Consider the following 25260-nt stretch of genomic DNA (forward strand, 5'->3'; position numbering starts at 1 on the left):
TTCAAGTTAATGATTTGCAACTTATTTCAGATTTCTGCTTGGGGAGCAGAAACCCTTACGGGCGACTTACTGCGGGGCGCACTTTACAAGCCTTTTCCTTTCAGTTCAACAACCTGACGAAAAAAAGGCCTCGCAATGCGAGGCCTTGTTTATTTCACCGCCGTGACGGGTCAGGCAAATACGATCTCGTCGTTCTCCACCTTGCCGACAGCCGTGTCGCCAGGCATGAATCGACCGGACAGAATCAGCTGTGCCAGCGGGTTCTCGATCCAGCGCTGAATCGCTCGTTTGAGCGGTCGTGCGCCGTACACCGGGTCGTAACCTACCGCGATCAGCTTGTCCATGGCCTCTGGACTCAGCTCCAGTTTCAACTCGCGCTCAGTCAGGCGACTGCGCAGACGACCCAACTGGATCTCGGTAATGCCCGCGATCTGATCCCGCGCCAACGGCTCGAAGATCACCACTTCGTCGACCCGGTTGATGAACTCCGGCCGGAAGTGCGTGGAAATCGCATCCATCACCGCCGCGCGTTGCGCCTCCCGATCACCGACCAGTTCCTGGATCTGCACCGAGCCCAGGTTGGAGGTCATGACGATCACGGTGTTTTTGAAATCTACCGTGCGGCCATGGCTGTCGGTCAAGCGGCCATCTTCCAGCACTTGCAGCAAGATGTTGAACACATCCGGGTGGGCCTTCTCGACCTCGTCCAGGAGGATCACCGAGTAAGGCTTGCGACGCACCGCCTCGGTCAGGTAACCGCCCTCTTCATAGCCCACGTAGCCCGGTGGTGCACCGATCAGCCGGGCCACGGAATGTTTCTCCATGAACTCGGACATGTCGATCCGCACCATCGCCTCTTCCGTATCAAAGAGGAACTCGGCCAGCGCCTTGCACAGCTCGGTTTTACCGACACCGGTCGGGCCGAGGAACATGAACGAACCGCTCGGACGATTCGGGTCGGACAACCCGGCCCGGGAACGCCGCACCGCGTTGGAAACGGCGATCACCGCTTCGTCCTGACCAATCACACGCTGGTGCAACAGGCTTTCCATCTTCATCAGCTTGTCGCGCTCGCCTTCGAGCATTTTCGACACCGGAATGCCGGTCCACTTCGAGACGACTTCAGCGATTTCTTCTTCAGTCACCTTGCTGCGAAGCAACTGGTTTTCGCTTTTGCCATGCTGGTCGACCATTTGCAGGCTGCGCTCCAGGTCCGGGATCACCCCGTATTGCAGCTCGGCCATGCGGTTCAGGTCGCCTTTACGGCGCGCGGCTTCCAGTTCCTGGCGGGACTGTTCGATTTTCTGCTGGATCTGCGCAGAACCCTGTACCTCGGCTTTTTCCGAGTTCCAGATTTCTTCGAGGTCCGAATACTCACGTTCGAGTCGAACGATTTCTTCCTGCAACTTCTCCAGACGTTTCTTCGCCGCGTCGTCGCTTTCTTTCTTCAGCGCCTGGGATTCCACCTTCAGCTGAATCAGACGGCGCTCCAGACGGTCGAGGACCTCCGGCTTGGAGTCGATCTCCATGCGGATACGGCTGGCCGCTTCGTCGATCAGGTCGATGGCCTTGTCCGGCAATTGACGGTCGGTAATGTAGCGATGGCTGAGCTTGGCCGCGGCAATGATGGCACCGTCGGTGATCGCGACTTTGTGGTGAACCTCATAACGCTCTTTGAGGCCCCGCAGAATCGCGATGGTGTCCTCTTCGCTCGGCTCGTCCACCAGGACTTTCTGGAAGCGCCGTTCGAGTGCCGCATCCTTCTCTATATATTGGCGGTACTCGTTCAGCGTGGTCGCACCAACGCAATGCAATTCGCCGCGTGCCAACGCAGGCTTGAGCATGTTGCCCGCGTCCATCGAGCCTTCGCCCTTACCGGCGCCGACCATGGTGTGCAGTTCGTCGATGAACAGAATGATCTGCCCTTCCTGCTTCGACAGCTCGTTGAGCAGCGATTTCAGGCGTTCTTCGAACTCGCCGCGGTACTTGGCACCGGCAATCAGCGACCCCATGTCCAGGGACAGCAGGCGCTTGCCCTTCAGACCATCCGGCACTTCACCGTTGATGATGCGCTGGGCCAGGCCTTCGGCAATGGCGGTTTTACCCACGCCAGGCTCACCGATCAGCACCGGGTTGTTCTTGGTGCGACGTTGCAGGACCTGGATGGTCCGGCGAATTTCGTCGTCACGGCCGATCACCGGGTCGAGCTTGCCTTCTTCGGCACGCTTGGTCAGGTCGACGGTGTATTTATCCAGCGCCTGGCGCGACTCTTCGTGATTGGCGTCATTGACCGCTTCGCCACCACGCAGGTTAGTGATCGCGTTTTCGAGGGCTTTTTTGCTGACGCCCTGACCGAGCAGCAATTTGCCGAGCTTGCTGTTCTCGTCCATCGCGGCGAGCAACACCAGTTCACTGGAAATGAACTGATCGCCCTTCTGCTGGGCCAGGCGATCGGCCTGGTTAAGCAGGCGCGCCAGATCCTGCGACATGTTCACGTCGCCGGTCGGGTTCTGGATTTTCGGGAGCTGGTCGAGCTCTTTGGTCAGCTCTTTACGCAGGCTGTTGACGTCGAAACCGACCTGCATCAGCAGGGGCTTGATCGAACCACCCTGCTGTTCAAGCATGGCTTGCATCAAGTGCGCCGGCTCGATGCCGGGATGGTCAAGGCCGACGGCCAGCGATTGGGCGTCGGATAGAGCTAACTGCAATTTGCTGGTTAAACGATCTATGCGCATGGGTCACCTTCCTTTTGAGCAGGCCGGACCTATAAAACATCCTGAATGAAGAAACCTGCCAGATACCTCATTAGATGTGGTCGATTCTGGGAGATTCAAGCGTCTTGGAATTGATGTAGATCAGAGAAGTCTAGCGTTCGTACCCCAGACAGGGCACTACAGCCAGATAAGAGAGGCAAACCGACCCGTGCGTGGATTGCGGCGGTAAGAAAAGAAGCGAGGATCGGTCACGGTGCAGAAACCGCCACCATAAACAGCGGTGACACCGCGCACAGCAAGACGCAAACGCGCCAGTTCGTAGATGTCGGCCATGAACTTGCCAGCGTTTTGGCTGGGCACAAAGGCTTTGGCCGCTTCGGGCAGTTGCTGGACGAAGGTCTCGCGCACTTCCGGGCCGACTTCAAAGGCTTGCGGGCCAATGGCCGGGCCCAGCCAGACCAGCACGTCTTCTGGAGGCACCGCCAGGCTGTCGAGCGTCGCTTCGAGCACACCTGCCGCCAATCCACGCCAACCGGCATGGGCCGCCGCGACGCGAGTACCGGCACGGTCACAAAATAGCGCTGGCAGGCAATCGGCAGTCATTGCCGCGCAGGCAATGCCGGGGGTTGTCGTCCAACTGGCATCAGCGGTTGCCGTGATATTGGGGTCGGCATGGGCCACGGCAATGCCGTGAACCTGCTTTAACCAGGCCGGCTGAATAAAGAAATGATCGGTGAGGCGTCGGCGATTTTCGGCAACCGCTTCCGGGTTGTCGCCGACGTGATCGCCAAGGTTGAGGCTGTCGAACGGCGCCAGACTGACGCCGCCCGCACGGGTGGTAACGCAGGCTTTCACCCCGGCAGGCGCAGGCCAGTCGGGAATCAGCCAGTCACTCATCCGATGAACGCCTCGCGGTCTTGCTTGAGCAGCGTCAGCAACCAGACGAAATCATCCGGCAATGGCGATTCCCAGCTCATGCGTTTACCGGTGGTCGGGTGATCCAGCTCCAGGAACCGCGCATGCAGTGCCTGACGCGGGAACGCCTTCAACGATTCGACCATGGTCACACTGGCGGCCGGTGGAATGCGGAAGCGACCGCCGTAGGCAGGATCTCCGACCAACGGGTAGTTGATGTGGGCCATGTGCACGCGAATCTGGTGTGTACGACCGGTTTCCAGCTTCACCCGCACGTGCGTGTGAGAGCGGAAACGCTCAAGTACGCGGTAATGGCTGACGGCTTGCTTGCCCCCTTCCATCACGGCCATGCGCTGGCGTTGCTGGCCATGACGACCGATCGGCGCATTGATCTTGCCGCCGGCCGTCACCACACCGATCACGATGCATTCGTAGATCCGGCTTACGCTACGGCTCTGCAATTGCGTGACAAGCTGTGTCTGCGCCTGAATGGTCTTGGCCACCACCATCAGACCGGTGGTGTCCTTGTCCAGGCGATGCACGATACCGGCGCGGGGCACATTGATAATGTCCGGCACGTGGTGCAGCAAGGCGTTGAGCAAGGTGCCATCCGCGTGACCGGCGGCAGGATGCACCACCAGGCCCGCAGGTTTGTTGATCACCAGGATGTCATCGTCTTCATAGACGATGTCCAGCTCGATGTCTTGAGCGATCCATTCGCCCTGAGCTTCCTGCTCGGCAGTCAGTTCAAGAATGGCGCCACCATGAACGATGTCTCGCGGGCGGATAACCGCCCCATCCACAGTCAGGCGGCCGTCTTTGATCCAGGCGGAAAGGCGCGAGCGCGAGTGCTCAGCGAATAATTGTGCGGCGACTTGATCGAGGCGTTGGCCGCCCAATTCGGACGGCACCTCTGCGCGAAGTTCAATTTTATCGGACATGCTCAGACTAGGCGTCGGCACAGCCTTTGGTTTCGGCTGCGCGCTTGTGGTTAAATACGGCGTCTTTTGCCCCGAGGCTATTCAACGGGGCGCTCATCATAACAGGACGGCCCCGCCCAAGACAGCGGCCGTCATAGGGACGCAAGCCGCCATGCAAGTGAAACACCTGCTGCTGATCGCCATCCTCGCATTGACCGCTGCTTGCTCATCGAAGGAAGTCGTAGACGAAAACCTTAGCGAAGTCGAGCTGTACCAGCAGGCTCAGACCGACCTGGACAACAATAGCTACACTGCCGCCACAGCCAAGCTGAAGGCGCTGGAGTCGCGTTATCCGTTCGGGCGCTACGCCGATCAGGCTCAACTCGAGCTGATCTACGCCAACTACAAGAACGCCGAGCCTGAGGCTGCGAAGTCTGCTGCCGAGCGTTTCATTCGTTTGCACCCACAGCATCCGAACGTGGATTACGCGTATTACCTCAAGGGCCTGACCTCCTTCGACCAGGACGTCGGCCTGTTGTCGCGCTTCCTGCCGCTGGACATGACCAAGCGTGACCCGGGTGCGGCCCGCGACTCGTACAACGAGTTCGCCCAGCTGACCAGCCGTTTCCCGAACAGCCGCTACTCGCCGGACGCCAAGCAGCGCATGATCTACCTGCGCAATCTGCTGGCGGCCTACGAGATTCACGTTGCCGACTACTACCTGACCCGTCAGGCCTATGTCGCCGCTGCGAACCGTGGCCGTTACGTAGTGGAAAACTTCCAGGAAACCCCTTCGGTCGGTGACGGCCTGGCGGTGATGACTGAAGCCTACCAACGTCTGCACCTGGACGACCTGGCAGCCACCAGCCTTGAAACCCTGAAGCTCAACTACCCGAACCACCCAAGCCTGGTAGACGGTCAGTTCAAGCCTTCGGTCGACGAAGCCGACAACCGTTCGTGGCTGAGCAAGGCCACCTTGGGCCTGATCGAATCCCGTCCTCCTCTGCCGCCGGGCGAAACCCGCGCCAACCAGGACGTGCAGAAGCAGTTCCAGGATGCCAAGGACGCGATTCCGAACGATCTGAAGCCTAAAGATGCAGATGGCGACGTGATCGAAGAAGAGGAACACGAGTCCGAAGCCAACAGCGAAGACCGCTCGTGGTTCAGCTACATGACCTTCGGCGTGTTCGACTGACACATCGGGTTATGCAAAAAGGGAGACTCTTGAGTCTCCCTTTTTTATTGCGCTGTGCGCAGGTCAGGTCCTTGGCTAAACTGCCTGCTCATTAGCCAATAAAGCAGCTCACCATGCTTCGTTTACTGTTCTGGATCGCCCTGATTGCCGCTGCGGTATGGTTCTGGCGCAAGTTCAAGGCTTCGAATTCCGCGCCCAGGTCCTCCGCCGAGCTGGATGCCGCACCGATGGTCCGCTGCGCGCATTGCGGCGTACACCTGCCCCGCGATCGCGCGCTGAGCCTTCAACAACAGTGGTATTGCAGCCAGGCTCACCTTGAGCAAGGCCCGGGCCCAAGTGGTCGCTGAGACGTCCACTCCCGGCGGCAAACAGGCACAGCGACTGCTGCGTCTTTACCATCTCTACCGTTTAAGCGTCGGCATCACTCTCGTACTGTTGATTTCCAGCAACATGGACAACCAGCTGCTGGCCTTCGCCCAGGATGACCTGCTGCGCAGTGGCAGTTGGTTGTACCTGGTGCTGAACATCCTGCTGGTGGTCTTTTGGCAGAACACCCGACGGCCGGCACAGCTTTTCAGCCTTGCATTGGTCGATGTCCTGCTGCTGTGCGGCCTGTTCTATGCCGCGGGCGGTGTGGCCAGCGCCATCGGCAACCTGCTCATTGTCTCGGTGGCCATCAGCAACACCCTGTTGCGCGGACGTATCGGCTTGTTGATCGCGGCGGTCGCCGCCCTTGGCATCGTCGGCCTTGGCTTCCTCCTGAGTTTCAGTCACCCGATCAGTCCCGGCGAGTACCTGCAAGTCGGCACTCTCGGCGCGCTGTGTTTTGCCGCGGCGTTGCTGGTGCAAGGTCTGATCAGGCGACTGGAAGTCAGCGAAAACCTCGCCGAACAGCGAGCCAGTGAAGTGCTTGGCCTGGAAGCGCTCAATGCGCTGATCCTGCACCGCATGCGCACGGGCATTCTGGTGCTGGACGACCAGCGGCGGGTGCGACTGGCCAATCAAAGCGCCTTGACCTTACTGGGGCAGAACGACCTCGATGGTCAGCTGATCGACGACTATTCGCCGGCCTTGGTCGAACGCCTTCAGCTGTGGTTCAACAATCCATCGCTGCGACCGCAAAGCCTGAAAATCGCCAGCAATGGCATAGAACTGCAACCCAGCTTCATTGCGTTGGACCAAAGCCCGAACCACCACACCCTGGTATTTCTGGAGGACCTCGCCCAGATCGCTCAACAAGCGCAGCAACTGAAGCTCGCCGCACTCGGGCGCCTGACGGCGGGTATCGCCCATGAAATCCGCAATCCACTGGGCGCCGTTAGTCATGCCGCGCAGCTATTGCAGGAATCCGAGGAACTGAACGGCGCGGATCGGCGTCTGACGCAGATTATTCAAGACCACTCTCAGCGAATGAATCGGGTTATCGAAAACGTCCTGCAACTGTCCCGCCGCCAGCAAACCGTACCGCAACGGCTCGATCTGAAGCCGTGGCTGGAGCATTTCGTCGCCGAAACCCGTGAAGGCGCGACCGATCGCCAGTTGATTCACCTGCACATCGGCCCGGGCGACTTCAAAACCCTGATGGACCCGAATCAGCTGACTCAGATTCTCGACAATCTGTTGCGCAATGCCTGGCGCCATAGCGCCCTGAATCACGACCTGGCGCAGGCCTGGCTCGAGTTGTTTGTCGAGCCCGACAGCCAGTTGCCGACGCTCGAAGTCCGGGACAACGGCCCCGGCGTGGCGCCGGACCAACAGACGCATTTGTTCGAACCGTTCTTCACCACCAGTAGCCAGGGCACAGGCCTGGGGCTTTATCTGTCCCGTGAGCTGTGCGAAAGCAACCAGGCCCGCCTAGACTTCAAACCACGCCAAGGTGGCGGCTGCTTTCGCATCACTTTTGCTCACGGACGGAAACAAAGTTGAACATGAGCCCACGGCCAAAAGTCCTGATCGTCGACGACGAACCCGATATCCGCGAACTACTGGAAATCACCCTGGGACGGATGAAACTCGATACCTACAGTGCCCGCAACCTTGGCGAAGCCCAAGCCTTGTTGATGCGCGAGACATTCGAGCTGTGCCTGACCGACATGCGCCTGCCCGACGGCACCGGCCTTGAGTTGGTGCAGTACATCCAGCAGCGTTACCCACACGTGCCGGTGGCGATGATCACCGCTTACGGCAGCCTCGAAACAGCGATCAACGCCCTCAAGGCAGGGGCTTTCGACTTCCTGACCAAGCCGGTTGACCTGACGCGCCTGCGCGAACTGGTCACCAGCGCCCTGCGCTTGCCGGCACCGGGTGGCGCCAGTACCGCCATCGATCGCCGGTTGCTGGGCGATTCACTGCCCATGCGCAACCTGCGCAAACAAATCGACAAACTCGCACGCAGTCAGGCCCCGGTGTACATCAGCGGCGAATCCGGCAGTGGCAAGGAATTGGTCGCCCGACTGATCCACGAGCAGGGCCCGCGGGCTAATCAACCGTTCGTCCCGGTCAACTGCGGGGCAATTCCGTCAGAGTTGATGGAGAGCGAATTCTTCGGCCATCGCAAAGGCAGTTTCAGCGGCGCCATCGAAGACAAACCAGGGCTGTTCCAGGCCGCCCACGGCGGCACACTGTTTCTCGACGAAGTGGCCGATCTGCCCTTGGCGATGCAGGTCAAACTGCTCCGAGCCATTCAGGAGAAAGCCATTCGCAGTGTCGGCGGTCAGCAAGAAATGGTGGTTGATGTCCGCATCCTTTGTGCCACCCACAAAGACCTCGATGCCGAAGTCACCGCCGAACGCTTTCGCCAGGATTTGTACTACCGGTTGAACGTGATCGAACTGCGCGTCCCCCCTTTGCGCGAGCGCCGCGACGACATCGAACCGCTGGCCAGCCATGTGCTCAAGCGCCTGGCGGCCGGCAGCGGTCAACCCGCCGCAAAACTCCATCCACTCGCCCTGGACGCACTGAAAAGTTACCGTTTTCCGGGCAACGTGCGGGAGCTGGAGAACGTGCTGGAGCGGGCTTACACCCTGTGCGAGAACAAACAGATTGAAGCCAGCGACCTGCGACTGGCCGAAGGTAACTGCACGGCAGAGAGCGGCGTGCCGGACCTGACGCAAATCGATAACCTGGAAGATTATCTGGAAAACGTCGAACGCAAACTCATCCTCCAGGCACTGGAGGAAACCCGCTGGAACCGCACGGCGGCGGCTCAGCGGTTGAATCTTTCATTCAGATCGATGCGATATCGGCTCAAGAAATTGGGTCTGGATTGAGGGCTCCTTCGCGGGCAAGCCTCGCTCCTACAGGGGGTGTGTCGTTCACAAGTGTATTGAACGACTCAAACCTGTAGGAGCGAGGCTTGCCCGCGAAAGCGATCTGGCAGGCAATAAAGAATCTTGCTGTCAGATCCGCCCGGTCGGCGCATACGGCGCAGGATCAATAATCGGCGCCCTGCCCAACATCACATCCGCAAACAACTGACACGACGCCGGCGCCAGCACCAGCCCGTTACGGTAATGCCCGCAGTTGAGCCAAAGTCCATCGAACCCCGGCACTCGGCCAATGTAGGGAATGCCTTCCGGCGAACCCGGGCGCAATCCGGCCCAATGCCCCACCACTTCGGCCTCTGCCAGCGCAGGAATCAACTCTACCGCTGATGCCTTCAGACTCTCCAGCGCCGAGTCGGTCGGCGTCTTGTCGTAGCCTTCATGCTCCAGCGTACTGCCTATCAGAATGTGTCCGTCGCGCCGGGGAATCGCATAACGCCCCTTGGCCAGCACCATGCTCGGCAGGAAGTCCGCCGCGCACTTGTAAAGAATCATCTGCCCTTTGACCGGCTCGACCGGCAACTCAAGGTCCAGACTCTTGAGCAAGTCACCACTCCAGGCGCCAGCCGTCAGGACCACCTGATCACCGTGGACGGGGCCCACCGAAGTCTGCACGCCGACAACCCTGTCGCCTTCGCGAATAAACCCGCTGACTTCGCACTGCTCACGAATCGTCACGTTCGGCAGCGCCAACAATGCAGCCTTCAGGGACTTTACCAGCCGTGGATTACGCACGTTGGCCACATCAGCCATATAGATCGCCCGGGAAAACCCGGGGCCCAGCACTGGTACGGCATCGTGTGCCGCCGAGATATCCACAGCCCGCAACGGACGGTTTTCCCGCTCGGCCCAGGCCAACGCCTCGGCCTCGTCATCCAGATCCAGCCAGTACAGGCCGGTGGTATGCACTTCGGGATCAACCCCGGTTGCGGCGAACAGTCGCTCACCGAGCTGCGGATAAAAATCCTGGGACCAATGCGCCAGCGCGGTGACTGCCGGACTGTAGCGCCATGGATAGAGCGGGGAAACAATCCCGCCACCGGCCCATGACGATTCCTGCCCCACGCTCGAACGATCCAGCAACACAACACTTTGCATTTCAGATGCGAGATTGAACGCTGTCAGCAGCCCAATCACGCCGCCGCCGACAATCACCACTTGCTGTTGCCTGCTCATGTTCTGATCCAACCGGTAAATAGACAGAGGGCGCAAAAAAGGCGCCCGAAAAAGGAACTCAGCGACCCCAGCAATCTTTGGTCGCCAACCCGGACGTCGCATTGACCATGCTTCTGACGCCGGTGTTGGTGAGGGTGAAATCCCCGCACTTGTCAGTCGCCATCGCAGCGCCGGTCTTGCGCGTTGCCGTCAGCAAAAAGGTTTGATCGGTCAGGGTCGGGGTGATGGTGTAAAAATCGTTGCCGGCGCTCAGTCCGGTGGCAGCGGTATAGACATTGTTCTTCGAGTAGAACCGCTCAAGGATCTGTGCCTGCTCGGAGAGCAGCCCGGCCACTTCGGTGCGGCGGCCCTTTTTCACGTACTCGGTGAGGCTCGGAGCACCAATGGTGATGACGATCCCGATGATCGCAATCACGATCATGATTTCGATCAGGGTGAAACCTCGGTTGGATCTACGCATTCCTTCACTCTCACTTACTGTATTTGTCGCCACATGATGCGACGGCTGCCGCCGCCGGATTTTTCCACCAGGGTGCTGATGCCGCCACTGGAATCGTTCACGACCTTGCGGGTCGCGCCGTTGACGATGGCGTTCAGGGTCGGGATGCCACCGGTAAAAATCACTCCGCTGGACACCGTGTCCGTGCTGTCGACCGTCCCGTCGTTATTGGTGTCGAGCACCGCATAATTGAGCATCTTACCGCTGAACGCATCCAGTTCGACCAGTTTGCCGGTACCAAAGCTGGCACACGGGTCAGTGGTGTCCACACTCGCCGTGGTAAAGACGATCCGTCCCAGCACCAGGCTGGCCTGATTGATCACCCGCTCCCCCGTCAACACGCTGTTGTACACCAGCGGCAAGTACCAGCCCTTCTCCCCCGGATAGGTCACGTCGTTTTGGCTGGTGGTGATGAACTGTCCGGTGCTGCCCGAGAACACACCGGTCACCGCTTGTGCCTGCAAACTGGACACGGTGATCTGACCCGCGCCGCCCTCCGCATCCCACACGGCGTAGAACGCCTGCAAATCCTTGTTGGTCTTGTCGGCAGTCTCGTTGAATTTGCCGGTGCCGAAAAACACTTCCTTGCCGCCCAATGAATTGTCCGCCAGCAACGGCTGCACAGTAATGGGCTGAGTGGCGCCGCCCGCCGTGGTAAACAGCGGCTTGCCGGAGAATGCCACGCCCCAGGAGTCGGGGGCGGTAGCGCTCAAATCGAACTTCCATAACCGCCCTTTCAGGTCGCCACCATAGGCGGCCTGCACCACATTCTGCGAGTTGACCCTGAGCTTCACCGACGACAGGCCATTGTTGGTGTCGGCGCTGTCGACCACGATTTTCTTGATCAACGAGCCGTCACGAACGTCCACCACGTACAACGCCGCCACCCCGGAGTTACTGCCATAGCCGTTGGAAATGAACGCGGCCCAGCGACCGTCGGCCAAGCGTGCCACTTCCGGCCGTGCATAGGCATAACCCAGATCATTGAAAGCGTTCGCAGTACTGGCCGTGGCCGGCGCACTGATTTCCCACAGCGCCTTGAACACGTTGCCCGCTGACGCATCGAACAGCTGCAACGCATAAAAAGTCCTGCCGCCAGCCCCGGTTCCGCCAATGGCCAGGGTTTTCCAGACGCTGCTGAACTGGGCATCGAACACCCCGACCTGACCGTCGACCAGAAACTTGTGGCTCACACCGTTGATGTAGGTCGGGTCGGCGATGTAGCGCAGTGATGGCAACACGCTGGACGGCATGTAGGCATAACGCCGGGTGCCATTGGCCGAGTTGATGACATTCACAAACCCGTCGTTGGCATTCACCACCAGGCTGGGACTCATGGTGGCGGCTTTGGTGGTCAGGTAGGTGCTGTAAGTGGTGTCCCCCACCAGATCAGAGGCGGTCTTGTCCGTGGGTGACGCCAGCACGAGGGGTGAATTGATGATGTCGCCGAGCAGCACGCTACGCACCTTGAGCCCGGTTTTGTTGGTGCCCTTGCTCCACTCCACCAGATCGCTGCCGGTAATGCCGGTGGGCAGGCTTTGGCTGAGGGAGGTCTGTTGTGCCGGGGAAAAACTGGCATACGCCAAGGTGACTGCGGCGTTGGTCAGGGTGTTCCAGGACTGGTAAGTCGGCGCTGTGGCACCCGGGACGATCGTGGTGTCGGTGGTCCAGAGTGCCGCAGAGGTATTCACGATACCCGCCGAGGTGAAGCCAAAGGACTTGATCGTGCCGCGCCAGTCCTTGGGGTCATAAATGGTCTGAAAGTAACTCGAATTGCTGGCCAGGGTGGTGCCGCTGGTGACGCCGCTGCCACCGGAACCGGCCTTGGAGGTGATGTCGCTCAGCGCCGAGGACAGCGCACTGCTGAGTCCTGCGCTGTCGGTCGCCTGATAGTACTTGCCCTGTCCGTAGTTGGCGGCGTCCGACAGCATTTGGTTCGCGGCGGTGAAGCCCACGGTATAGGTGTTGATGTTCTGCTTGGGAAAATCCCCAGCGTTCCAGCTTTTGCCTGCCAGATCGGTTCCCGTGGAACGCATGTCGATGTCGAAGCCAAACTTGGCGATGTCGTCCAGATACAGCGTGTCGCCTTCTCCATCACCATTGAGGTTGTCGCCATCGTTATTCACGCCATCCCAGTTTGGAAGGCGAGCGCCCGCCAGTGGGTCAGTGCCCGGAAAAGTCCGGTCAAAGGTCGGCAAGCCATCGGTGATCACCACGCCATAGTTTTTCTGGCAGCGATACTGGATCGGGCTGCTGTAAGTCGCCGGTGTCGAGTTGTAGACCGGCGCCAGGCCTCGAAAATAACGGTTTATTTCATAGTAGGTTTCCGCCAGCGGTGTATTGGCCACGGCACTCAAGCCGTTGATGGCAGAGATCAGGTTGTTGTAGTTGGTATCCGCCTGGGATTGGGTGACGCTGCCGCTCACCGCAGAGAGATCGCTGATCGATCGGGCGATGAAGCCACCACCACCGGAGTTGCTGGTTGTAGGCGGATTGAACGTCGCAAGACCGATACGCAGCGAGCGATTGCTGGAGACCAGGCTTGTGGAGACATCCTGGGCCACGCTGATCCGGTATTCATTGGGGATCGCGCTGGCGCCCGTGGTGAAATCCTTGCTCGAACCGTTGGCCAACCCCAGCAGATAAGCCAGGTAGTCGGCGGTGTAGCGCGTATTTTCATTGCCCACCGGGTCCGGCAGCTTCAGGCAGATGGGTGTCAAACCGAGAAAGCCGCGATAAAAACCGTACCAGTTGCCGTTGGTCGAACAACCGCCGCGATTGAGGCTCGACAGCAAAATATTGGTATCACTCATGTTCAGGTTCTGACCGCTTAAACAGGAGGTGTTGGAACTGCAAATCGCGATCTGCCCATAGTTGGCCGCCGGATTGAACCCCGACGCCCAAATGATGTTGTTCATGCTCCCCGAGTCGTCGATCAGCAGCATGACGTTCGGAGGGACGGCTGCGCCGCTCAACAGCGGTGAATCCGACGGCGTGAAGGCATACGCCGGTGCGGACAGGTAAAGCCCCAGTACAACGCCGCAAAACAGCTGCCACACGCCACGGCGCCCTTCAGTACTTCGCATAAATACTCTCCACGACGCTGCGCGAGTTGCCCGCGATGCCGACGGCGGTCACCCGGTAAAGCGTCGCCGAGGTGTTGCTCGGCACATTCACGGCGTTGACCGTAGTACCGATATTCTGCACCCCGTAAAAGCCCTTGCCCGAGGCGATCCAGGTCACGCCGGGGGTCGAACCGGGGCCGGCGGCAGTGACCGTCAACGCGTCCGACGGTGGCGCGCACTGGCTGCAGACCGGCAATGAATAGCTGTCCAGTTGCACCGCGCTTTCTCCCACGCGTAATGCAGCTTCGGCGCCCTGGAACGATTGGTTGCGCAAGCTCACGCTGCCGGCCATTTTTTCCTGCAGCGTGGCGTTCTGCATTGATGAAAGACCGATCAAGGTCAGCAACAGCAGAAACACCAGGCTGACCAGCAGCGCCATACCCCGCTGGGCATGAAACGTCATGGAGGCCTCCTTCATGGCAACCTGTTGCGCAAGGCGGCAACCACGGTGAAGGTTTGATTTTTAACCCGACTGTTCGGGTCGTAGAGAGTCATCGTCAGGCGCACACTGCGAATTCGCGCGGGGTCGGACGGGTTGGCGCTGTAGCTGGAAGCGGCTACATCAGTGGCCGAATTGGCGAGGCCGAAGAGCACGCTGAAGGCACTGACGTTATCGACCAGTACGAACTGGGCCGGCGTGCCGGGACCGGAGCCCATCATGATTTTGTTATTGCTGAAGCTGTAGATCAGCCGCCGTATGGGAAACGCCAATTGCCCCGATGTCAGCGCCGGTGGATTCGTATACGCCGTCGCCGTATTTCGACAGTCGGAAACCACTGTCCAGGCTGGCGCCCCGCCACCCGCTCCCACATCGGCGGCCACCAGGGTCAATTTCTGGTTGGCATTATCCCAGCTGATCGGCGTTATCTGACTGGCAGCGAAACTCCCCCCTGTACTTGAATCGGTGATCGTCCCCAGGCAGCCAAACATGCCGACCATGCGGATTTCCTGAATCATCTTGCTGAGCACAAAACGCGCATCTTCCTGCATGGCGGCGGCGGCGTTCTGGCTGATGTAGGTGTTCTTGGCGGCGATGAAGATCTGCGCCACGCCCAGCACCACAATCAAACTCAACGCGAGGGCGATCAACAACTCGATCAGCCCGAAACCTCTGCTGGACTGCCTCATGGAGTTGCCACCGGGTCGACCGTGGCGCGACTGGTCAAGACAAAGCTGCGGCGCGAGTTGGCGATATTGGCGGCGCGCGAGTCATCCCAGGTGATGGTGATGGTGTACACGCGCTGATTCAGCGTAACGGCGCCAGTGGCCGTCGCACCGCCGAAATTGACGATATTGGTGGTGAAATCGTAGAGATCCTGATCGCGGGCGACGTTCAGGTTGCCCGATGTCGGAGGCGTCACAGTGTAGTCGGCGCCGGAATTGGCGCGGATACGGTCCATCATGTCGTAGGCGATAAAACTCGCCTGGCTGGTCATCCGCGAGCTGTCGGTGTATTTCAGCGCATTGAGCTGAATCGCCGCCGCGCCCAGCAGCCCCACGGTCAGAATCACCAACGCGACCAGCACTTCGATCAGCGTCATGCCCTCCTGTGCATGTTTGCCCCGTTCCCTCATCCGCAACTTCCACCCAATAGAATTCGTCCGTTCAAACACACATTCAGCGTCCTGGTTTGCGCCCCCAATACATAGCTGATCACCACGGGTGTGGCTGGCGCTGACAAACCACCCAGATTGTTGAAATCGATGGCGGTCACTCCTGAGGGTAGCGTCAGACTCGCGCCGCTGCTCAGTGCTGGAACAACCCGCAATACATTGGCCGGGGTGTTCGTACTGTCATATACCGCCAAGTCACCGGTCCAGGCGCCACCAACAGCGATCGGACGAACCCGAATGGAGACGCCCCGGTTGATGGCCTCGAGTCGTGCGAAATTGAGTCCGCGTTGCAGGTCGCCGATTTCGGTGTCTGCCTTGGTGCCTTGCACCGACCGGGTGAACGCCGGTACGGCCAGGGTGATCAGGATCAAAAAGACCGCGAGCGAGACCAGCAGCTCGATCAGCGTGAAACCTTTTGTACGATGATCCATCGATGCCCTCCGTTGCCGTCGGCTATACCTGCTTCTACACGCTAGAACATTCGACCGCCCGGCGTGCGGTTGATTTGCCATTACTCGCGCACGGAATGCGCGGGCCGCAGCACTCCACGGAGGGAGATGACATGCATCAGCGAGGTTTCAGCCTGATCGAACTGCTCATGGGACTGACAATTGCCGGGATTGTTCTGCTGTTGGTCAGTCCGGCGTTCGCGGCCCTTACAGAATCGAATCATCGCGAGGCGGCGGCAAAGTCTCTTGCCAGTGGTATTCGCAGCGCCAGAAGCGAAGCTCTCGCGCGAAATCAGACCATCGTCATTCATGGCATCAACGACGACTGGGGTCAGGGCTGGCGCATCATTCTGGATATCAGCGGCAAAGGGCCGGAGGACAGCAGCAATCCGCTGCTGATTGAGCGCGTGAGTGGCGCTCGGGTGCCGATTGTTGGCAATTGGCCGGTCAGACGATACATCCGTTTCAGCCGTATCGGCGAGCCACAGATGCCTAGCCGGGCGTTTCAAGCGGGGACGCTGCACGTTTGCACAGTCCGCGAACCGGTTAGCCAGCTTCAGGTGGTGCTGGCCGCGACCGGTCGCGTCAGCCTGCGCAGCGATAAGGCTGAGCAGGCGCTATGTCCGGGAGGAAAAAAAGTTAAAGCAGGGAGCGCACGCGCAACTCTTTAGGCATGGAGAATGTGATGTTCTCCTCGCGACCCGCCAATTCATCGGCCCCGGTAGCACCCCAGGCCTGCAACTGCTGGATCACGCCACGCACCAGCACTTCCGGTGCGGAGGCGCCAGCGGTGATGCCGATACGCTCGACACCGTCGAACCAGCTTTTTTGCAGGTCTTCGGCGCCATCGATCAGATAAGCCGGGGTGGCCATGCGCTCGGCGAGTTCACGCAAGCGGTTGGAGTTGGAGCTGTTCGGGCTGCCAACCACCAAGACCACATCGCATTCGTCGGCCAGTTGTTTGACGGCGTCCTGACGGTTTTGCGTGGCGTAGCAGATATCGTCCTTGCGCGGACCACCGATCGCCGGGAAGCGTGCACGCAGAGCGTCGATCACGCGGCTGGTGTCGTCCATGGACAGCGTGGTCTGGGTCACGAACGCGAGTTTGTCGGGATTGACCACCTGCAGCGCGGCGACGTCTTTCTCGTCTTCAACCAGATAGATGGCACCACCGTTGCTGCCATCGTACTGGCCCATGGTGCCTTCGACTTCCGGGTGACCGGCGTGGCCGATGAGAATGCATTCACGGCCGTCACGGCTGTAACGCGCGACTTCGATGTGCACCTTGGTCACCAGCGGGCAGGTCGCGTCGAACACTTTCAGGCCACGGCCAGCGGCTTCGGTACGCACAGCCTGGGAAACCCCGTGGGCACTGAAGATCACGATGACATCGTCCGGCACCTGATCCAGTTCTTCGACGAAGATCGCCCCGCGAGCACGCAGGTCCTCGACGACGAATTTGTTGTGGACCACTTCGTGGCGCACATAGATAGGCGGCCCGAAGACTTCCAGGGCGCGGTTGACGATTTCGATCGCCCGGTCCACGCCGGCGCAGAAGCCACGGGGGTTGGCGAGTTTGATTTGCATGCTGTGCCTCGTGTCTTGCGCGCAAGAAATTAGAACATTACATCCCTGTAGCAGCGAAGCTTGCTCGCGAAAGCGGTGCGTCAGTCGACATTGATGGTGAATGTGATGACGCCTTCGCGAGCAAGCTCTGCCCCTACATTGGACCGCATTCGGTCAGTTACAGCGATTTGACGCTGATGATTTCTACGTCAAAGGTCAATGTCTTGCCGGCCAGCGGGTGGTTGAAGTCGATGGTCACTTGCTCGTCATCGAATTCCTTCACCACGCCAGGCAGCTCAGTATTGGCCGCATCGTTGAAGATCACCAGCAAACCCGGCGAAAGCTCCATGTCCTTGAACTGCGAACGCGGGATGATCTGCACGTTTTGCGGGTTCGGCTGGCCAAACGCGTTTTCCGGCTGAATCGTCAGCGTGCGCTTGTCGCCTGCCTTGAAGCCGAACAGCGCTGCTTCGAAACCTGGCAACAGGTTGCCATCGCCGACCTGGAAGGTCGCCGGGGCTTTGTCGAAGGTGCTGTCGACGGTGTCGCCGTTCTCCAGGCGCAGTGCAAAGTGCAAAGTGACTTCCGTGTTCTGGCGGATGCGTTGCTCAGCCAATACCTGTTCAGTCATGAACGGCTTCTCCGGTCTTTTTACTTTTGAACATGTCCAGCGCGAGCATAACGGCGCCGACGCTGATGGCGCTGTCGGCAAAGTTGAACGCCGGGAAATACCAGCGGTTCTGCCAATGCACCAGAATGAAGTCGATCACATGGCCCAGGGCGATGCGGTCATACAGATTGCCCAGCGCCCCGCCCAGCACCAGCGCCAAAGCGACGGCCAGCCAGGTTTCGTTGCGCCCCAGACGCTTGAGCCACACCACCAGCACCGCACTGACCACCACGGCGATCAGGGCAAACAACCAGCGCTGCCAGCCGGAGCTGTCGGCCAGGAAGCTGAATGCCGCGCCAGTGTTGTAGGCCAGGGTCCAGCTGAAATAATCGGGAATCACCACGATTTGCTGGTACATCTTCAACGAGCCTTCGAAGTAGAACTTGCTGGCCTGGTCGATGACCAGAACCAGCAAGCTCAACCAGAGCCAGCTCAGCCGTCCGAAACGGCCAGCAGCGTTAGGCATAATGACGAACCTCGCCCGCACCGCTGATGTTGTCGACGCAACGACCGCAGATTTCCGGATGCTCCGGGTTCACGCCGACGTCTTCACGGCAGTGCCAGCAACGGGCGCACTTGGCGAAGGCCGACTTGACGATTTTCAGCTTCAGGCCGCTGACTTCGGTGACTACCGCGTCCGCAGGTGCCTGAACAAAAGGCGCCACGCTGGCGGTCGAGGTGATCAGCACGAAGCGCAGTTCGTTGCTCAGCTTGGCCAGGTCGGCGCTCAGCGCTTCTTCGGCGAACAGCGTCACCTCGGCTTGCAGGTTGCCACCGACGGCCTTGGCCGCGCGCTGGATTTCCATTTCCTTGTTGACCGCGACCTTCACCGCCATGATCCGCTCCCAGTAGGCGCGGCCCAGTTCGACGTTGTCCGGCAGTTCGGTCAGGCCTTCGTACCAGGTGTTGAGCATCACCGATTCGTTGCGCTCGCCCGGCAGGTATTCCCACAGCTCGTCGGCGGTGAAGGCGAGGATCGGCGCGATCCAGCGCACCAGCGCTTCGGAGATGTGGTACAGCGCGGTTTGCGCCGAACGGCGCGCCTTGCTGTTGGCGCCAGTGGTGTACTGACGGTCCTTGATGATGTCGAGGTAGAAACCACCCAGCTCCTGCACGCAGAAGTTGTGGATCTTGGAGTAGACGTTCCAGAAGCGGTATTCGCCGTAGTGCTCTTGCAACTCGCGTTGCAGCAGCAGGGTGCGGTCCACGGCCCAACGGTCCAGGGCGAGCATTTCCTCGGCCGGCAGGATGTCGGTGGCCGGATTGAACCCGGTCAGGTTGGAGAGCAGGAAGCGCGCGGTGTTACGGATGCGCCGGTAGGCGTCCGCACTGCGTTGCAGAATCTGCTCGGAAACCGCCATTTCACCCGAGTAATCGGTGGAAGCCACCCACAGCCGCATGATGTCGGCGCCCAGGGTGTCGTTGACCTTTTGCGGCGCGATCACGTTGCCCAGCGATTTGGACATTTTGCGACCGGACTCATCCACGGTGAAACCGTGGGTCAGCAGCTCGCGGTACGGCGCGTGGTTGTCGATGGCGCAACCAGTCAGCAAGGACGAGTGGAACCAGCCACGGTGTTGGTCCGAACCTTCCAGGTACAAGTCGGCACGCGGGCCGGTCTCGTGGCCCATCGGGTGCGAACCGCGCAGGACGTGCCAGTGCGTGGTGCCCGAATCGAACCAGACGTCCAAGGTGTCGCTGATCTTGTCGTACAGCGGCGCCTCGTCACCCAGCAGTTCGGCAGCGTCCATCTTGAACCACGCTTCGATGCCTTCGACTTCAACACGCTTGGCGACTTCTTCCATCAGCTCGGCAGTGCGCGGGTGCAGCTCGCCGCTTTCCTTGTTCAGGAAGAACGGGATCGGCACGCCCCAGTTGCGCTGACGGGAGATGCACCAGTCTGGACGGTTGGCGATCATCGAGTGCAGACGTGCCTGGCCCCAGGCCGGGACGAACTGAGTCTCTTCGATGGCTTTCAGTGCGCGCTTGCGCAGGGTGTCGCCGCTGACAGGCTCTTTATCCATGCCGATGAACCACTGCGCGGTGGCGCGGTAGATCAGCGGGGTCTTGTGACGCCAGCAGTGCATGTAGCTGTGTTCGATGATGGTGGTGTGCAGCAGCGCACCGACTTCGGTCAGTTTGTCGACGATGGCCGGGTTGGCTTTCCAGATGAACTGGCCGCCGAAGAACTCCAGCGATGTCACGTAGACGCCGTTGCTCTGTACCGGGTTGAGGATGTCGTCGTTGACCATGCCGTACTTCTTGCAGGTCACGAAGTCGTCCACGCCATAGGCCGGGGCGGAGTGAACCACGCCGGTGCCAGCGCCCAGCTCAACGTAATCGGCCAGGTAAACCGGCGACAGGCGATCGTAGAACGGGTGACGGAAGTTGATCAGTTCCAGTTCTTTACCGGTGGTGGTCGCGATGACCGAGCCTTCCAGGCTGTAGCGGGCAAGGCACGACTCGACCAGCTCTTCAGCCAGCACCAGCAGTTTGTCGCCGACGTCGACCAGGGCGTAGTTGAATTCCGGGTGAACGTTCAGCGCCTGGTTGGCCGGGATGGTCCACGGGGTGGTGGTCCAGATCACGATCGAGGCAGGCTTGGCCAGGGACCCCAGACCGAAAGCGGCAGCCAGCTTGGCTTCGTCGGCAATCGGGAAGGCCACGTCGATGGTCGAGGACTTTTTGTTTTCGTACTCGACTTCCGCTTCAGCCAGGGCTGAACCGCAGTCGAAGCACCAGTTCACGGGCTTCAGGCCCTTGAACACGAAACCGCCCTTGACGATTTCGGCGAGCGCGCGGATTTCACCGGCCTCGTTCTTGAAATCCATGGTCTTGTACGGGTTGGCGAAGTCGCCCAACACGCCCAGACGGATGAATTCGGATTTCTGGCCTTCGATCTGCTCGGTGGCGTAGGCGCGGCACAGTTCGCGGGTCTTGTCCGCGCCCAGGTTTTTGCCGTGGGTCACTTCGACTTTGTGTTCGATCGGCAGACCGTGGCAATCCCAGCCCGGAACATAAGGCGCGTCGAAACCCGACAGGGTTTTCGAGCGGATGATCATGTCCTTGAGAATCTTGTTCAGCGCATGACCGATGTGAATCGTGCCGTTGGCGTAAGGAGGACCATCATGAAGTACGAACTTCGGACGATCCTTGCCAATCTCGCGCAACTTACCGTACAGGCCAATGCTGTCCCAGCGCTGCAGAATCTGCGGTTCGCGCTGAGGCAGGCCGGCCTTCATTGGGAAGGCGGTGTCCGGAAGGTTTAGCGTGGCTTTATAGTCGGTCATTTAAGGCTCTTCATTAGCGATTGGCGCTAGGTGCGACAGGGCACGGGCGGCGGCAACATCCGCATTGATCGCCGTCTTAAGCGCCTCCAGAGAGGCGAAACGCTGCTCTTCACGCAGCTTGTGGTGGAAAACCACCGTCAAACGCCGGTCATACAGATCGCCGGCAAAATCTAAAAGGTGCACTTCGAGGTGGGCTTTGCCATCACCTTGTACCGTGGGCCGCACGCCAATATTGGCGACGCCGGGCCAGGTCTTGCCGTCGATGTCGACGTTGACCAGGTACACCCCGGTCAAGGGCACGCGACGACGCTTGAGTTGAATGTTGGCGGTGGGCGTACCCAGTTGGCGCGCCAGCTTCTGGCCATGCAGGACCCGCCCGGTGATCTGGAACGGACGCCCGAGCAGCCGCTCGGCCAAGGCAAAATCGGCAGCGGCCAGGGCATTGCGGACCTGCGTGCTGCTGACGCGAATGCCGTCCAGCTCGACGGTTTGCGCCGCTTCAACGGTAAAGCCCTGAACGATGCCAGCCTGCTGCAGGAAATCGAAATCCCCTACCCGGTCACAGCCGAACCGGAAGTCGTCACCGACCTCCAGGTGCTGGACGCCGAGACCGTCGACCAGAATGGCATCGACGAATTCACTGGCACTGAGCTTGCTCAGCCGGTGGTTGAAGGCCAGGCACAGGACCCGGTCGACACCTTCGTCGGCCAGCAGCTGCAGTTTGTCCCGCAGCCGGGCCAGACGGGCCGGGGCCGTGTCCGGGGCGAAGAACTCTCGCGGCTGTGGTTCGAAAATCACCACGCAGCTGGGCACGCCCAACTCGATAGCGCGCTCACGCAGCCTCGCCAGGATAGCCTGGTGGCCACGGTGAACACCGTCAAAGTTGCCAATAGTGGCGACACAGCCCCGATGCTGGGGGCGCAGGTTGTGGAGGCCTCGAACCAGCTGCATAACGCGCTTCTTGCTCATAAAGTGGTCGATTATAACCACACCCGGCGGCCGACGACAGGCAACACCGTAACCCAAAGTAATCGAGCCGACAAAACTGCCGGTTCGCCCATGTTTATCGAGGCCCAAGCCTCAGCTCAGCGCCTTGCGATTGAAGTCGCGCAAACGAAAGCCCATCAACAGCAGCATGCCGAAATAACTGATCACCCCGGCAGCGACCAACGCGCCCAGGCGCAGGAACCGCTCCAGCATATGCCCCTGATCCCAGGCCGGCATGAAGTGCATCCCGGCCAGCAGCACAGCAGACATCACCAACACCGCAATCACAAGCTTCAGACCGAATTTGGCCCAACCCGGTTGCGGTTGATACATCTGCTGCTTGCGCAGCTGATAGAACAATAGCCCGGCGTTGATGCAGGCACCGATGCTGATGGCCAGGGCCAGACCGGCGTGAGCCAGCGGGCCGATGAGCACGAGGTTGAACAGCTGAGTAACGATCAGGGTGAAAATCGCTATTTTTACCGGAGTGCGGATGTTTTGTTGCGCATAAAAGCCCGGCGCCAGCACTTTGATCACGATAATTCCGAGTAAACCGACTGAATAAGCGATCAACGCCCGCTGTGTCATGGAGGCATCAAACGCGCTGAATTGGCCGTACTGGAACAGCGAAACGGTCAGCGGCTCGGCCAGAATCCCCAGTGCCAGAGAACACGGCAACACCAGCACGAAGCACAGACGCAGGCCCCAATCGAGGATTCGCGAATATTCGTGGCGATCTTTGCTGGCGTAGGTCTTGGCCAGGGTCGGCAGCAGAATGGTGCCCAACGCTACGCCCAGTACGCCGGACGGCAACTCCATCAAACGGTCGGCGTAATACATCCACGACACGGAGCCGGCGACCAGGAACGAGGCGAAGATGGTGTTGATGATCAGGGAAATCTGGCTCACTGACACGCCGAGAATCGCCGGTAACATCTGCTTCATCACCCGCCAGACACCGCTGTCACGCAGATTCAGGCGTGGCAGCACGAGCATGCCGATCTTTTTCAGGTGGGGCAGCTGATAAAGCAACTGCGCCAGGCCACCCACCAGTACCGCCCAACCCAAGGCCATGACGGGAGGGTCGAAGTATGGCGTGAGGAATACCGAAAAGACGATCATGCTGACGTTGAGCAACGTCGGCACGAAAGCCGGCACCGAGAATCGGTTGTACGTATTGAGGACCGCACCGGCCAATGAAGACAGGGAGATCAGTAATATATAAGGAAAAGTCACGCGCAACAGATCGGTCGTCAGCTCGAATTTTTCCGGGGTATCGGTAAAACCCGGCGCAGTTGCCCAGATGACCCACGGCGCGGCGAGGATGCCCAGCGCGGTGACCAGGGCCAGTACCAGCGTCAGCAGTCCAGACACGTAAGCGATGAACGTTCGCGTCGCCTCCTCGCCCTTCTGGCTCTTGTATTCAGCAAGAATCGGCACGAATGCCTGGGAAAAGGCACCCTCGGCGAAGATTCTTCGCAGCAGATTGGGCAGTTTGAAGGCGATAAAGAAGGCGTCCGTCGCCATCCCGGCGCCAAATGTGCGTGCGATGAGGGTGTCACGAACGAACCCCAGAATCCGGGAAAGCATCGTGATAGAGCTGACGGCGGCCAACGATTTGAGCAGATTCATTGAAAGAGTTTGTGCCTGTCGATAAACAGCAGGCGAACAAAGCGCCTACTTATGCGATACTCCGCGCCGCAGCAGCACAGAGCCAAAGCTCGCGAGTTTACAGGTCAAGCGCCGGAAATAAATATCCCGCCTCTTTATACCTACCACTTAGCGGAACGTCTCAACCGCCCTTGACAAGACATCAACTCATCGGCATGATTCGCGGCCTATTTTGTTTGCTATTTCCTAAAAAGTCTTTCGAGGAGCTCGACGGTGGCCAACACACCTTCCGCCAAAAAACGTGCAAAACAGGCTGAGAAGCGTCGCAGCCACAACGCCAGCCTGCGTTCCATGGTTCGTACCTACATCAAGAATGTAGTTAAGGCCATCGACGCAAAAGACGCTGAAAAAGCTCAAGCAGCTTACGTTCTGGCTGTGCCAGTTATCGACCGTATGGCCGATAAAGGCATCATCCACAAGAACAAGGCAGCTCGTCATAAGAGCCGCCTGAACGGTCACGTCAAGGCTCTGAACCTTGCTGTAGCCGCATAAGCGATAAGCTTGTTGAAAAACCGACCTCAGGGTCGGTTTTTTATTGCCTGCGATTTGGTAAACGCCGCGCAAAAAAATGTGGGAGTGGGCCTGCTCGCGATAGCGGTGCAACACTCAACATTGATGCCGACTGTTACACCGCTATCGCGAGCAGGCTCACTCCCACATTTCGATTTGCGCCAGCTTATTGGGCGTGCGTCCACGGCAGGATCGGGATCGCCGTCACCGCATTCTGCGGGCTGCCTTCGATCAAGCGATCGCTGTAGACCAGATACACCAGCGTATTGCGCTTCTTGTCGAGGAAGCGCACCACCTGCATGGTCTTGAACACCAGCGACGTGCGCTCCTTGAACACCTCATCGCCATCCTTCAGCTCACCCTTGAAGCTGATCGGACCTACCTGACGGCACGCGATAGACGCTTCAGCGCGATCTTCCGCCAAACCCAACCCACCTTTCACACCGCCCGTCTTGGCCCGCGAGAGGTAGCAAGTCACACCCTCGACCTTCGGATCATCAAACGCCTCGACGACGATACGGTCGTTCGGGCCGACGAACTTGAACACCGTCGATACTTGGCCAATCTCCTCAGCCGAAGCCAGCAGCGGCATTGCCAACAGCAAACCCAACAATCCTTTTGCCACACGCATTCAAAT

General features: G+C 59.5%; 23 protein-coding genes. 6 read left to right on the plus strand and 17 right to left on the minus strand.

Features of this window, described 5'->3' with window-relative positions:
- Positions 1 to 170 precede the first annotated feature (170 nt).
- The 3 genes from clpB to rluD all read right to left on the minus strand — a co-directional run bounded on the left by clpB (position 171) and on the right by rluD (position 4570).
- Entirely contained in the window at positions 171 to 2735 is a 2565-nt protein-coding gene (gene clpB, locus JIO00_RS25110; protein ID WP_010467561.1) for an ATP-dependent chaperone ClpB, read from the minus strand.
- A 156-nt stretch (positions 2736 to 2891) separates the two neighbouring features.
- A complete protein-coding gene (gene pgeF / locus JIO00_RS25115) occupies positions 2892 to 3611 on the minus strand; it encodes a peptidoglycan editing factor PgeF (protein WP_200667030.1) in 720 nt (239 codons plus the stop codon).
- Positions 3608 to 4570, minus strand: coding sequence for a 23S rRNA pseudouridine(1911/1915/1917) synthase RluD (rluD, locus tag JIO00_RS25120; RefSeq protein WP_007942311.1), 963 nt, complete (start codon positions 4568 to 4570; stop codon positions 3608 to 3610). Before rluD ends, pgeF begins: the two co-directional genes overlap by 4 nt.
- Before the next feature lie 151 nt (positions 4571 to 4721).
- On the opposite strand from rluD, the gene JIO00_RS25125 reads away from it, so the two are divergent.
- The 4 genes from JIO00_RS25125 (at position 4722) to JIO00_RS25140 (ending at position 9013) form a co-directional block, all read left to right on the plus strand.
- Positions 4722 to 5744, plus strand: coding sequence for an outer membrane protein assembly factor BamD (locus JIO00_RS25125; protein WP_010467556.1), 1023 nt, complete (start codon positions 4722 to 4724; stop codon positions 5742 to 5744).
- A gap of 113 nt (positions 5745 to 5857) precedes the next feature.
- Positions 5858 to 6091, plus strand: coding sequence for a PP0621 family protein (locus JIO00_RS25130; protein ID WP_010467554.1), 234 nt, complete (start codon positions 5858 to 5860; stop codon positions 6089 to 6091).
- Positions 6081 to 7670 (plus strand): sensor histidine kinase, encoded by a 1590-nt coding sequence (locus JIO00_RS25135; RefSeq protein ID WP_083375728.1) that lies wholly within the window; start codon positions 6081 to 6083, stop codon positions 7668 to 7670. The genes JIO00_RS25130 and JIO00_RS25135 overlap by 11 nt, the downstream gene beginning before the upstream one ends.
- A 2-nt stretch (positions 7671 to 7672) precedes the next feature.
- Positions 7673 to 9013: a sigma-54-dependent transcriptional regulator gene (locus JIO00_RS25140; RefSeq protein ID WP_200667032.1), complete on the plus strand. Its 1341-nt coding sequence runs from the start codon at positions 7673 to 7675 to the stop codon at positions 9011 to 9013.
- A 129-nt stretch (positions 9014 to 9142) separates the two neighbouring features.
- Here JIO00_RS25140 and thiO read toward each other — a convergent pair whose 3' ends face one another.
- Genes thiO through JIO00_RS25175 form a run of 7 tightly spaced genes read right to left on the minus strand, consistent with a single transcriptional unit; the run spans position 9143 to position 15911 of the window.
- Complete coding sequence (gene thiO / locus JIO00_RS25145; RefSeq protein WP_200667034.1) at positions 9143 to 10243, minus strand: glycine oxidase ThiO; 1101 nt, start codon at positions 10241 to 10243, stop codon at positions 9143 to 9145.
- A 58-nt stretch (positions 10244 to 10301) separates the two neighbouring features.
- Complete coding sequence (locus JIO00_RS25150; protein ID WP_077749389.1) at positions 10302 to 10703, minus strand: type IV pilin protein; 402 nt, start codon at positions 10701 to 10703, stop codon at positions 10302 to 10304.
- Between the two features lie 14 nt (positions 10704 to 10717).
- Positions 10718 to 13828, minus strand: coding sequence for a pilus assembly protein (locus tag JIO00_RS25155; RefSeq protein WP_200667036.1), 3111 nt, complete (start codon positions 13826 to 13828; stop codon positions 10718 to 10720).
- Positions 13815 to 14285, minus strand: a complete 471-nt coding sequence (locus tag JIO00_RS25160) for a pilus assembly PilX family protein (RefSeq protein WP_200667037.1) — start codon at positions 14283 to 14285, stop codon at positions 13815 to 13817. The genes JIO00_RS25155 and JIO00_RS25160 overlap by 14 nt, the downstream gene beginning before the upstream one ends.
- The gene (locus JIO00_RS25165; RefSeq protein ID WP_200667039.1) at positions 14282 to 14995 is read right to left on the minus strand and encodes a PilW family protein; all 714 of its coding nucleotides are present in this window, start codon (positions 14993 to 14995) and stop codon (positions 14282 to 14284) included. The genes JIO00_RS25160 and JIO00_RS25165 overlap by 4 nt, the downstream gene beginning before the upstream one ends.
- The gene (pilV, locus tag JIO00_RS25170; protein ID WP_200667041.1) at positions 14992 to 15441 is read right to left on the minus strand and encodes a type IV pilus modification protein PilV; all 450 of its coding nucleotides are present in this window, start codon (positions 15439 to 15441) and stop codon (positions 14992 to 14994) included. Before pilV ends, JIO00_RS25165 begins: the two co-directional genes overlap by 4 nt.
- Entirely contained in the window at positions 15438 to 15911 is a 474-nt protein-coding gene (locus JIO00_RS25175; RefSeq protein WP_200667043.1) for a GspH/FimT family pseudopilin, read from the minus strand. Before JIO00_RS25175 ends, pilV begins: the two co-directional genes overlap by 4 nt.
- A gap of 131 nt (positions 15912 to 16042) precedes the next feature.
- On the opposite strand from JIO00_RS25175, the gene JIO00_RS25180 reads away from it, so the two are divergent.
- Positions 16043 to 16600, plus strand: a complete 558-nt coding sequence (locus tag JIO00_RS25180; protein ID WP_200667044.1) for a GspH/FimT family pseudopilin — start codon at positions 16043 to 16045, stop codon at positions 16598 to 16600.
- Here JIO00_RS25180 and ispH read toward each other — a convergent pair.
- The 6 genes from ispH to murJ all read right to left on the minus strand — a co-directional run bounded on the left by ispH (position 16569) and on the right by murJ (position 24074).
- Positions 16569 to 17516, minus strand: coding sequence for a 4-hydroxy-3-methylbut-2-enyl diphosphate reductase (gene ispH, locus JIO00_RS25185; RefSeq protein WP_010467539.1), 948 nt, complete (start codon positions 17514 to 17516; stop codon positions 16569 to 16571). The two genes, JIO00_RS25180 and ispH, sit on opposite strands and share 32 nt — an antisense overlap.
- Positions 17517 to 17673: 157 nt before the next feature.
- Positions 17674 to 18111, minus strand: a complete 438-nt coding sequence (gene fkpB / locus JIO00_RS25190; RefSeq protein ID WP_010467538.1) for an FKBP-type peptidyl-prolyl cis-trans isomerase — start codon at positions 18109 to 18111, stop codon at positions 17674 to 17676.
- A 7-nt stretch (positions 18112 to 18118) separates the two neighbouring features.
- Positions 18119 to 18631 (minus strand): signal peptidase II, encoded by a 513-nt coding sequence (gene lspA, locus JIO00_RS25195; protein WP_010467537.1) that lies wholly within the window; start codon positions 18629 to 18631, stop codon positions 18119 to 18121.
- Positions 18624 to 21455, minus strand: coding sequence for an isoleucine--tRNA ligase (ileS, locus tag JIO00_RS25200; protein WP_200667047.1), 2832 nt, complete (start codon positions 21453 to 21455; stop codon positions 18624 to 18626). Before ileS ends, lspA begins: the two co-directional genes overlap by 8 nt.
- Positions 21456 to 22406 carry a bifunctional riboflavin kinase/FAD synthetase gene (ribF, locus tag JIO00_RS25205; RefSeq protein WP_010467535.1) on the minus strand — a complete coding sequence of 317 codons (951 nt, stop codon included), beginning with the start codon at positions 22404 to 22406 and terminating at the stop codon, positions 21456 to 21458.
- A 129-nt stretch (positions 22407 to 22535) separates the two neighbouring features.
- A complete protein-coding gene (murJ, locus tag JIO00_RS25210; RefSeq protein ID WP_010467534.1) occupies positions 22536 to 24074 on the minus strand; it encodes a murein biosynthesis integral membrane protein MurJ in 1539 nt (512 codons plus the stop codon).
- Between the two features lie 252 nt (positions 24075 to 24326).
- Between murJ and rpsT the strand changes: the two genes are divergently transcribed.
- A complete protein-coding gene (rpsT, locus tag JIO00_RS25215; protein WP_008154937.1) occupies positions 24327 to 24605 on the plus strand; it encodes a 30S ribosomal protein S20 in 279 nt (92 codons plus the stop codon).
- 184 nt (positions 24606 to 24789) lie between these two features.
- Here the strand turns inward: rpsT and JIO00_RS25220 are convergent, their stop codons facing one another.
- Positions 24790 to 25254, minus strand: a complete 465-nt coding sequence (locus JIO00_RS25220; protein WP_010467533.1) for a CreA family protein — start codon at positions 25252 to 25254, stop codon at positions 24790 to 24792.
- Positions 25255 to 25260: the final 6 nt, after the last annotated feature.

The sequence above is a fragment of the Pseudomonas sp. SW-3 genome (genome assembly GCF_016615645.1).
In the GTDB taxonomy this organism is placed as follows: Bacteria; Pseudomonadota; Gammaproteobacteria; order Pseudomonadales; family Pseudomonadaceae; genus Aquipseudomonas; species Aquipseudomonas mandelii.

Excerpts from the sequence above, each read along its gene's own strand:
- clpB (WP_010467561.1), bottom strand. The coding sequence starts at position 2,735 with ATGCGCATAGATCGTTTAACCAGCAAATTGCAGTTAGCTCTATCCGAC.
- pgeF (WP_200667030.1), bottom strand. The coding sequence starts at position 3,611 with ATGAGTGACTGGCTGATTCCCGACTGGCCTGCGCCTGCCGGGGTGAAA.
- rluD (WP_007942311.1), bottom strand. The coding sequence starts at position 4,570 with ATGTCCGATAAAATTGAACTTCGCGCAGAGGTGCCGTCCGAATTGGGC.
- JIO00_RS25125 (WP_010467556.1), top strand. The coding sequence starts at position 4,722 with ATGCAAGTGAAACACCTGCTGCTGATCGCCATCCTCGCATTGACCGCT.
- JIO00_RS25130 (WP_010467554.1), top strand. The coding sequence starts at position 5,858 with ATGCTTCGTTTACTGTTCTGGATCGCCCTGATTGCCGCTGCGGTATGG.
- JIO00_RS25140 (WP_200667032.1), top strand. The coding sequence starts at position 7,673 with ATGAGCCCACGGCCAAAAGTCCTGATCGTCGACGACGAACCCGATATC.
- thiO (WP_200667034.1), bottom strand. The coding sequence starts at position 10,243 with ATGAGCAGGCAACAGCAAGTGGTGATTGTCGGCGGCGGCGTGATTGGG.
- JIO00_RS25150 (WP_077749389.1), bottom strand. The coding sequence starts at position 10,703 with ATGCGTAGATCCAACCGAGGTTTCACCCTGATCGAAATCATGATCGTG.
- JIO00_RS25155 (WP_200667036.1), bottom strand. The coding sequence starts at position 13,828 with ATGCGAAGTACTGAAGGGCGCCGTGGCGTGTGGCAGCTGTTTTGCGGC.
- JIO00_RS25160 (WP_200667037.1), bottom strand. The coding sequence starts at position 14,285 with ATGAAGGAGGCCTCCATGACGTTTCATGCCCAGCGGGGTATGGCGCTG.
- JIO00_RS25165 (WP_200667039.1), bottom strand. The coding sequence starts at position 14,995 with ATGAGGCAGTCCAGCAGAGGTTTCGGGCTGATCGAGTTGTTGATCGCC.
- pilV (WP_200667041.1), bottom strand. The coding sequence starts at position 15,441 with ATGAGGGAACGGGGCAAACATGCACAGGAGGGCATGACGCTGATCGAA.
- JIO00_RS25175 (WP_200667043.1), bottom strand. The coding sequence starts at position 15,911 with ATGGATCATCGTACAAAAGGTTTCACGCTGATCGAGCTGCTGGTCTCG.
- JIO00_RS25180 (WP_200667044.1), top strand. The coding sequence starts at position 16,043 with ATGCATCAGCGAGGTTTCAGCCTGATCGAACTGCTCATGGGACTGACA.
- ispH (WP_010467539.1), bottom strand. The coding sequence starts at position 17,516 with ATGCAAATCAAACTCGCCAACCCCCGTGGCTTCTGCGCCGGCGTGGAC.
- lspA (WP_010467537.1), bottom strand. The coding sequence starts at position 18,631 with ATGCCTAACGCTGCTGGCCGTTTCGGACGGCTGAGCTGGCTCTGGTTG.
- ileS (WP_200667047.1), bottom strand. The coding sequence starts at position 21,455 with ATGACCGACTATAAAGCCACGCTAAACCTTCCGGACACCGCCTTCCCA.
- ribF (WP_010467535.1), bottom strand. The coding sequence starts at position 22,406 with ATGCAGCTGGTTCGAGGCCTCCACAACCTGCGCCCCCAGCATCGGGGC.
- murJ (WP_010467534.1), bottom strand. The coding sequence starts at position 24,074 with ATGAATCTGCTCAAATCGTTGGCCGCCGTCAGCTCTATCACGATGCTT.
- JIO00_RS25220 (WP_010467533.1), bottom strand. The coding sequence starts at position 25,254 with ATGCGTGTGGCAAAAGGATTGTTGGGTTTGCTGTTGGCAATGCCGCTG.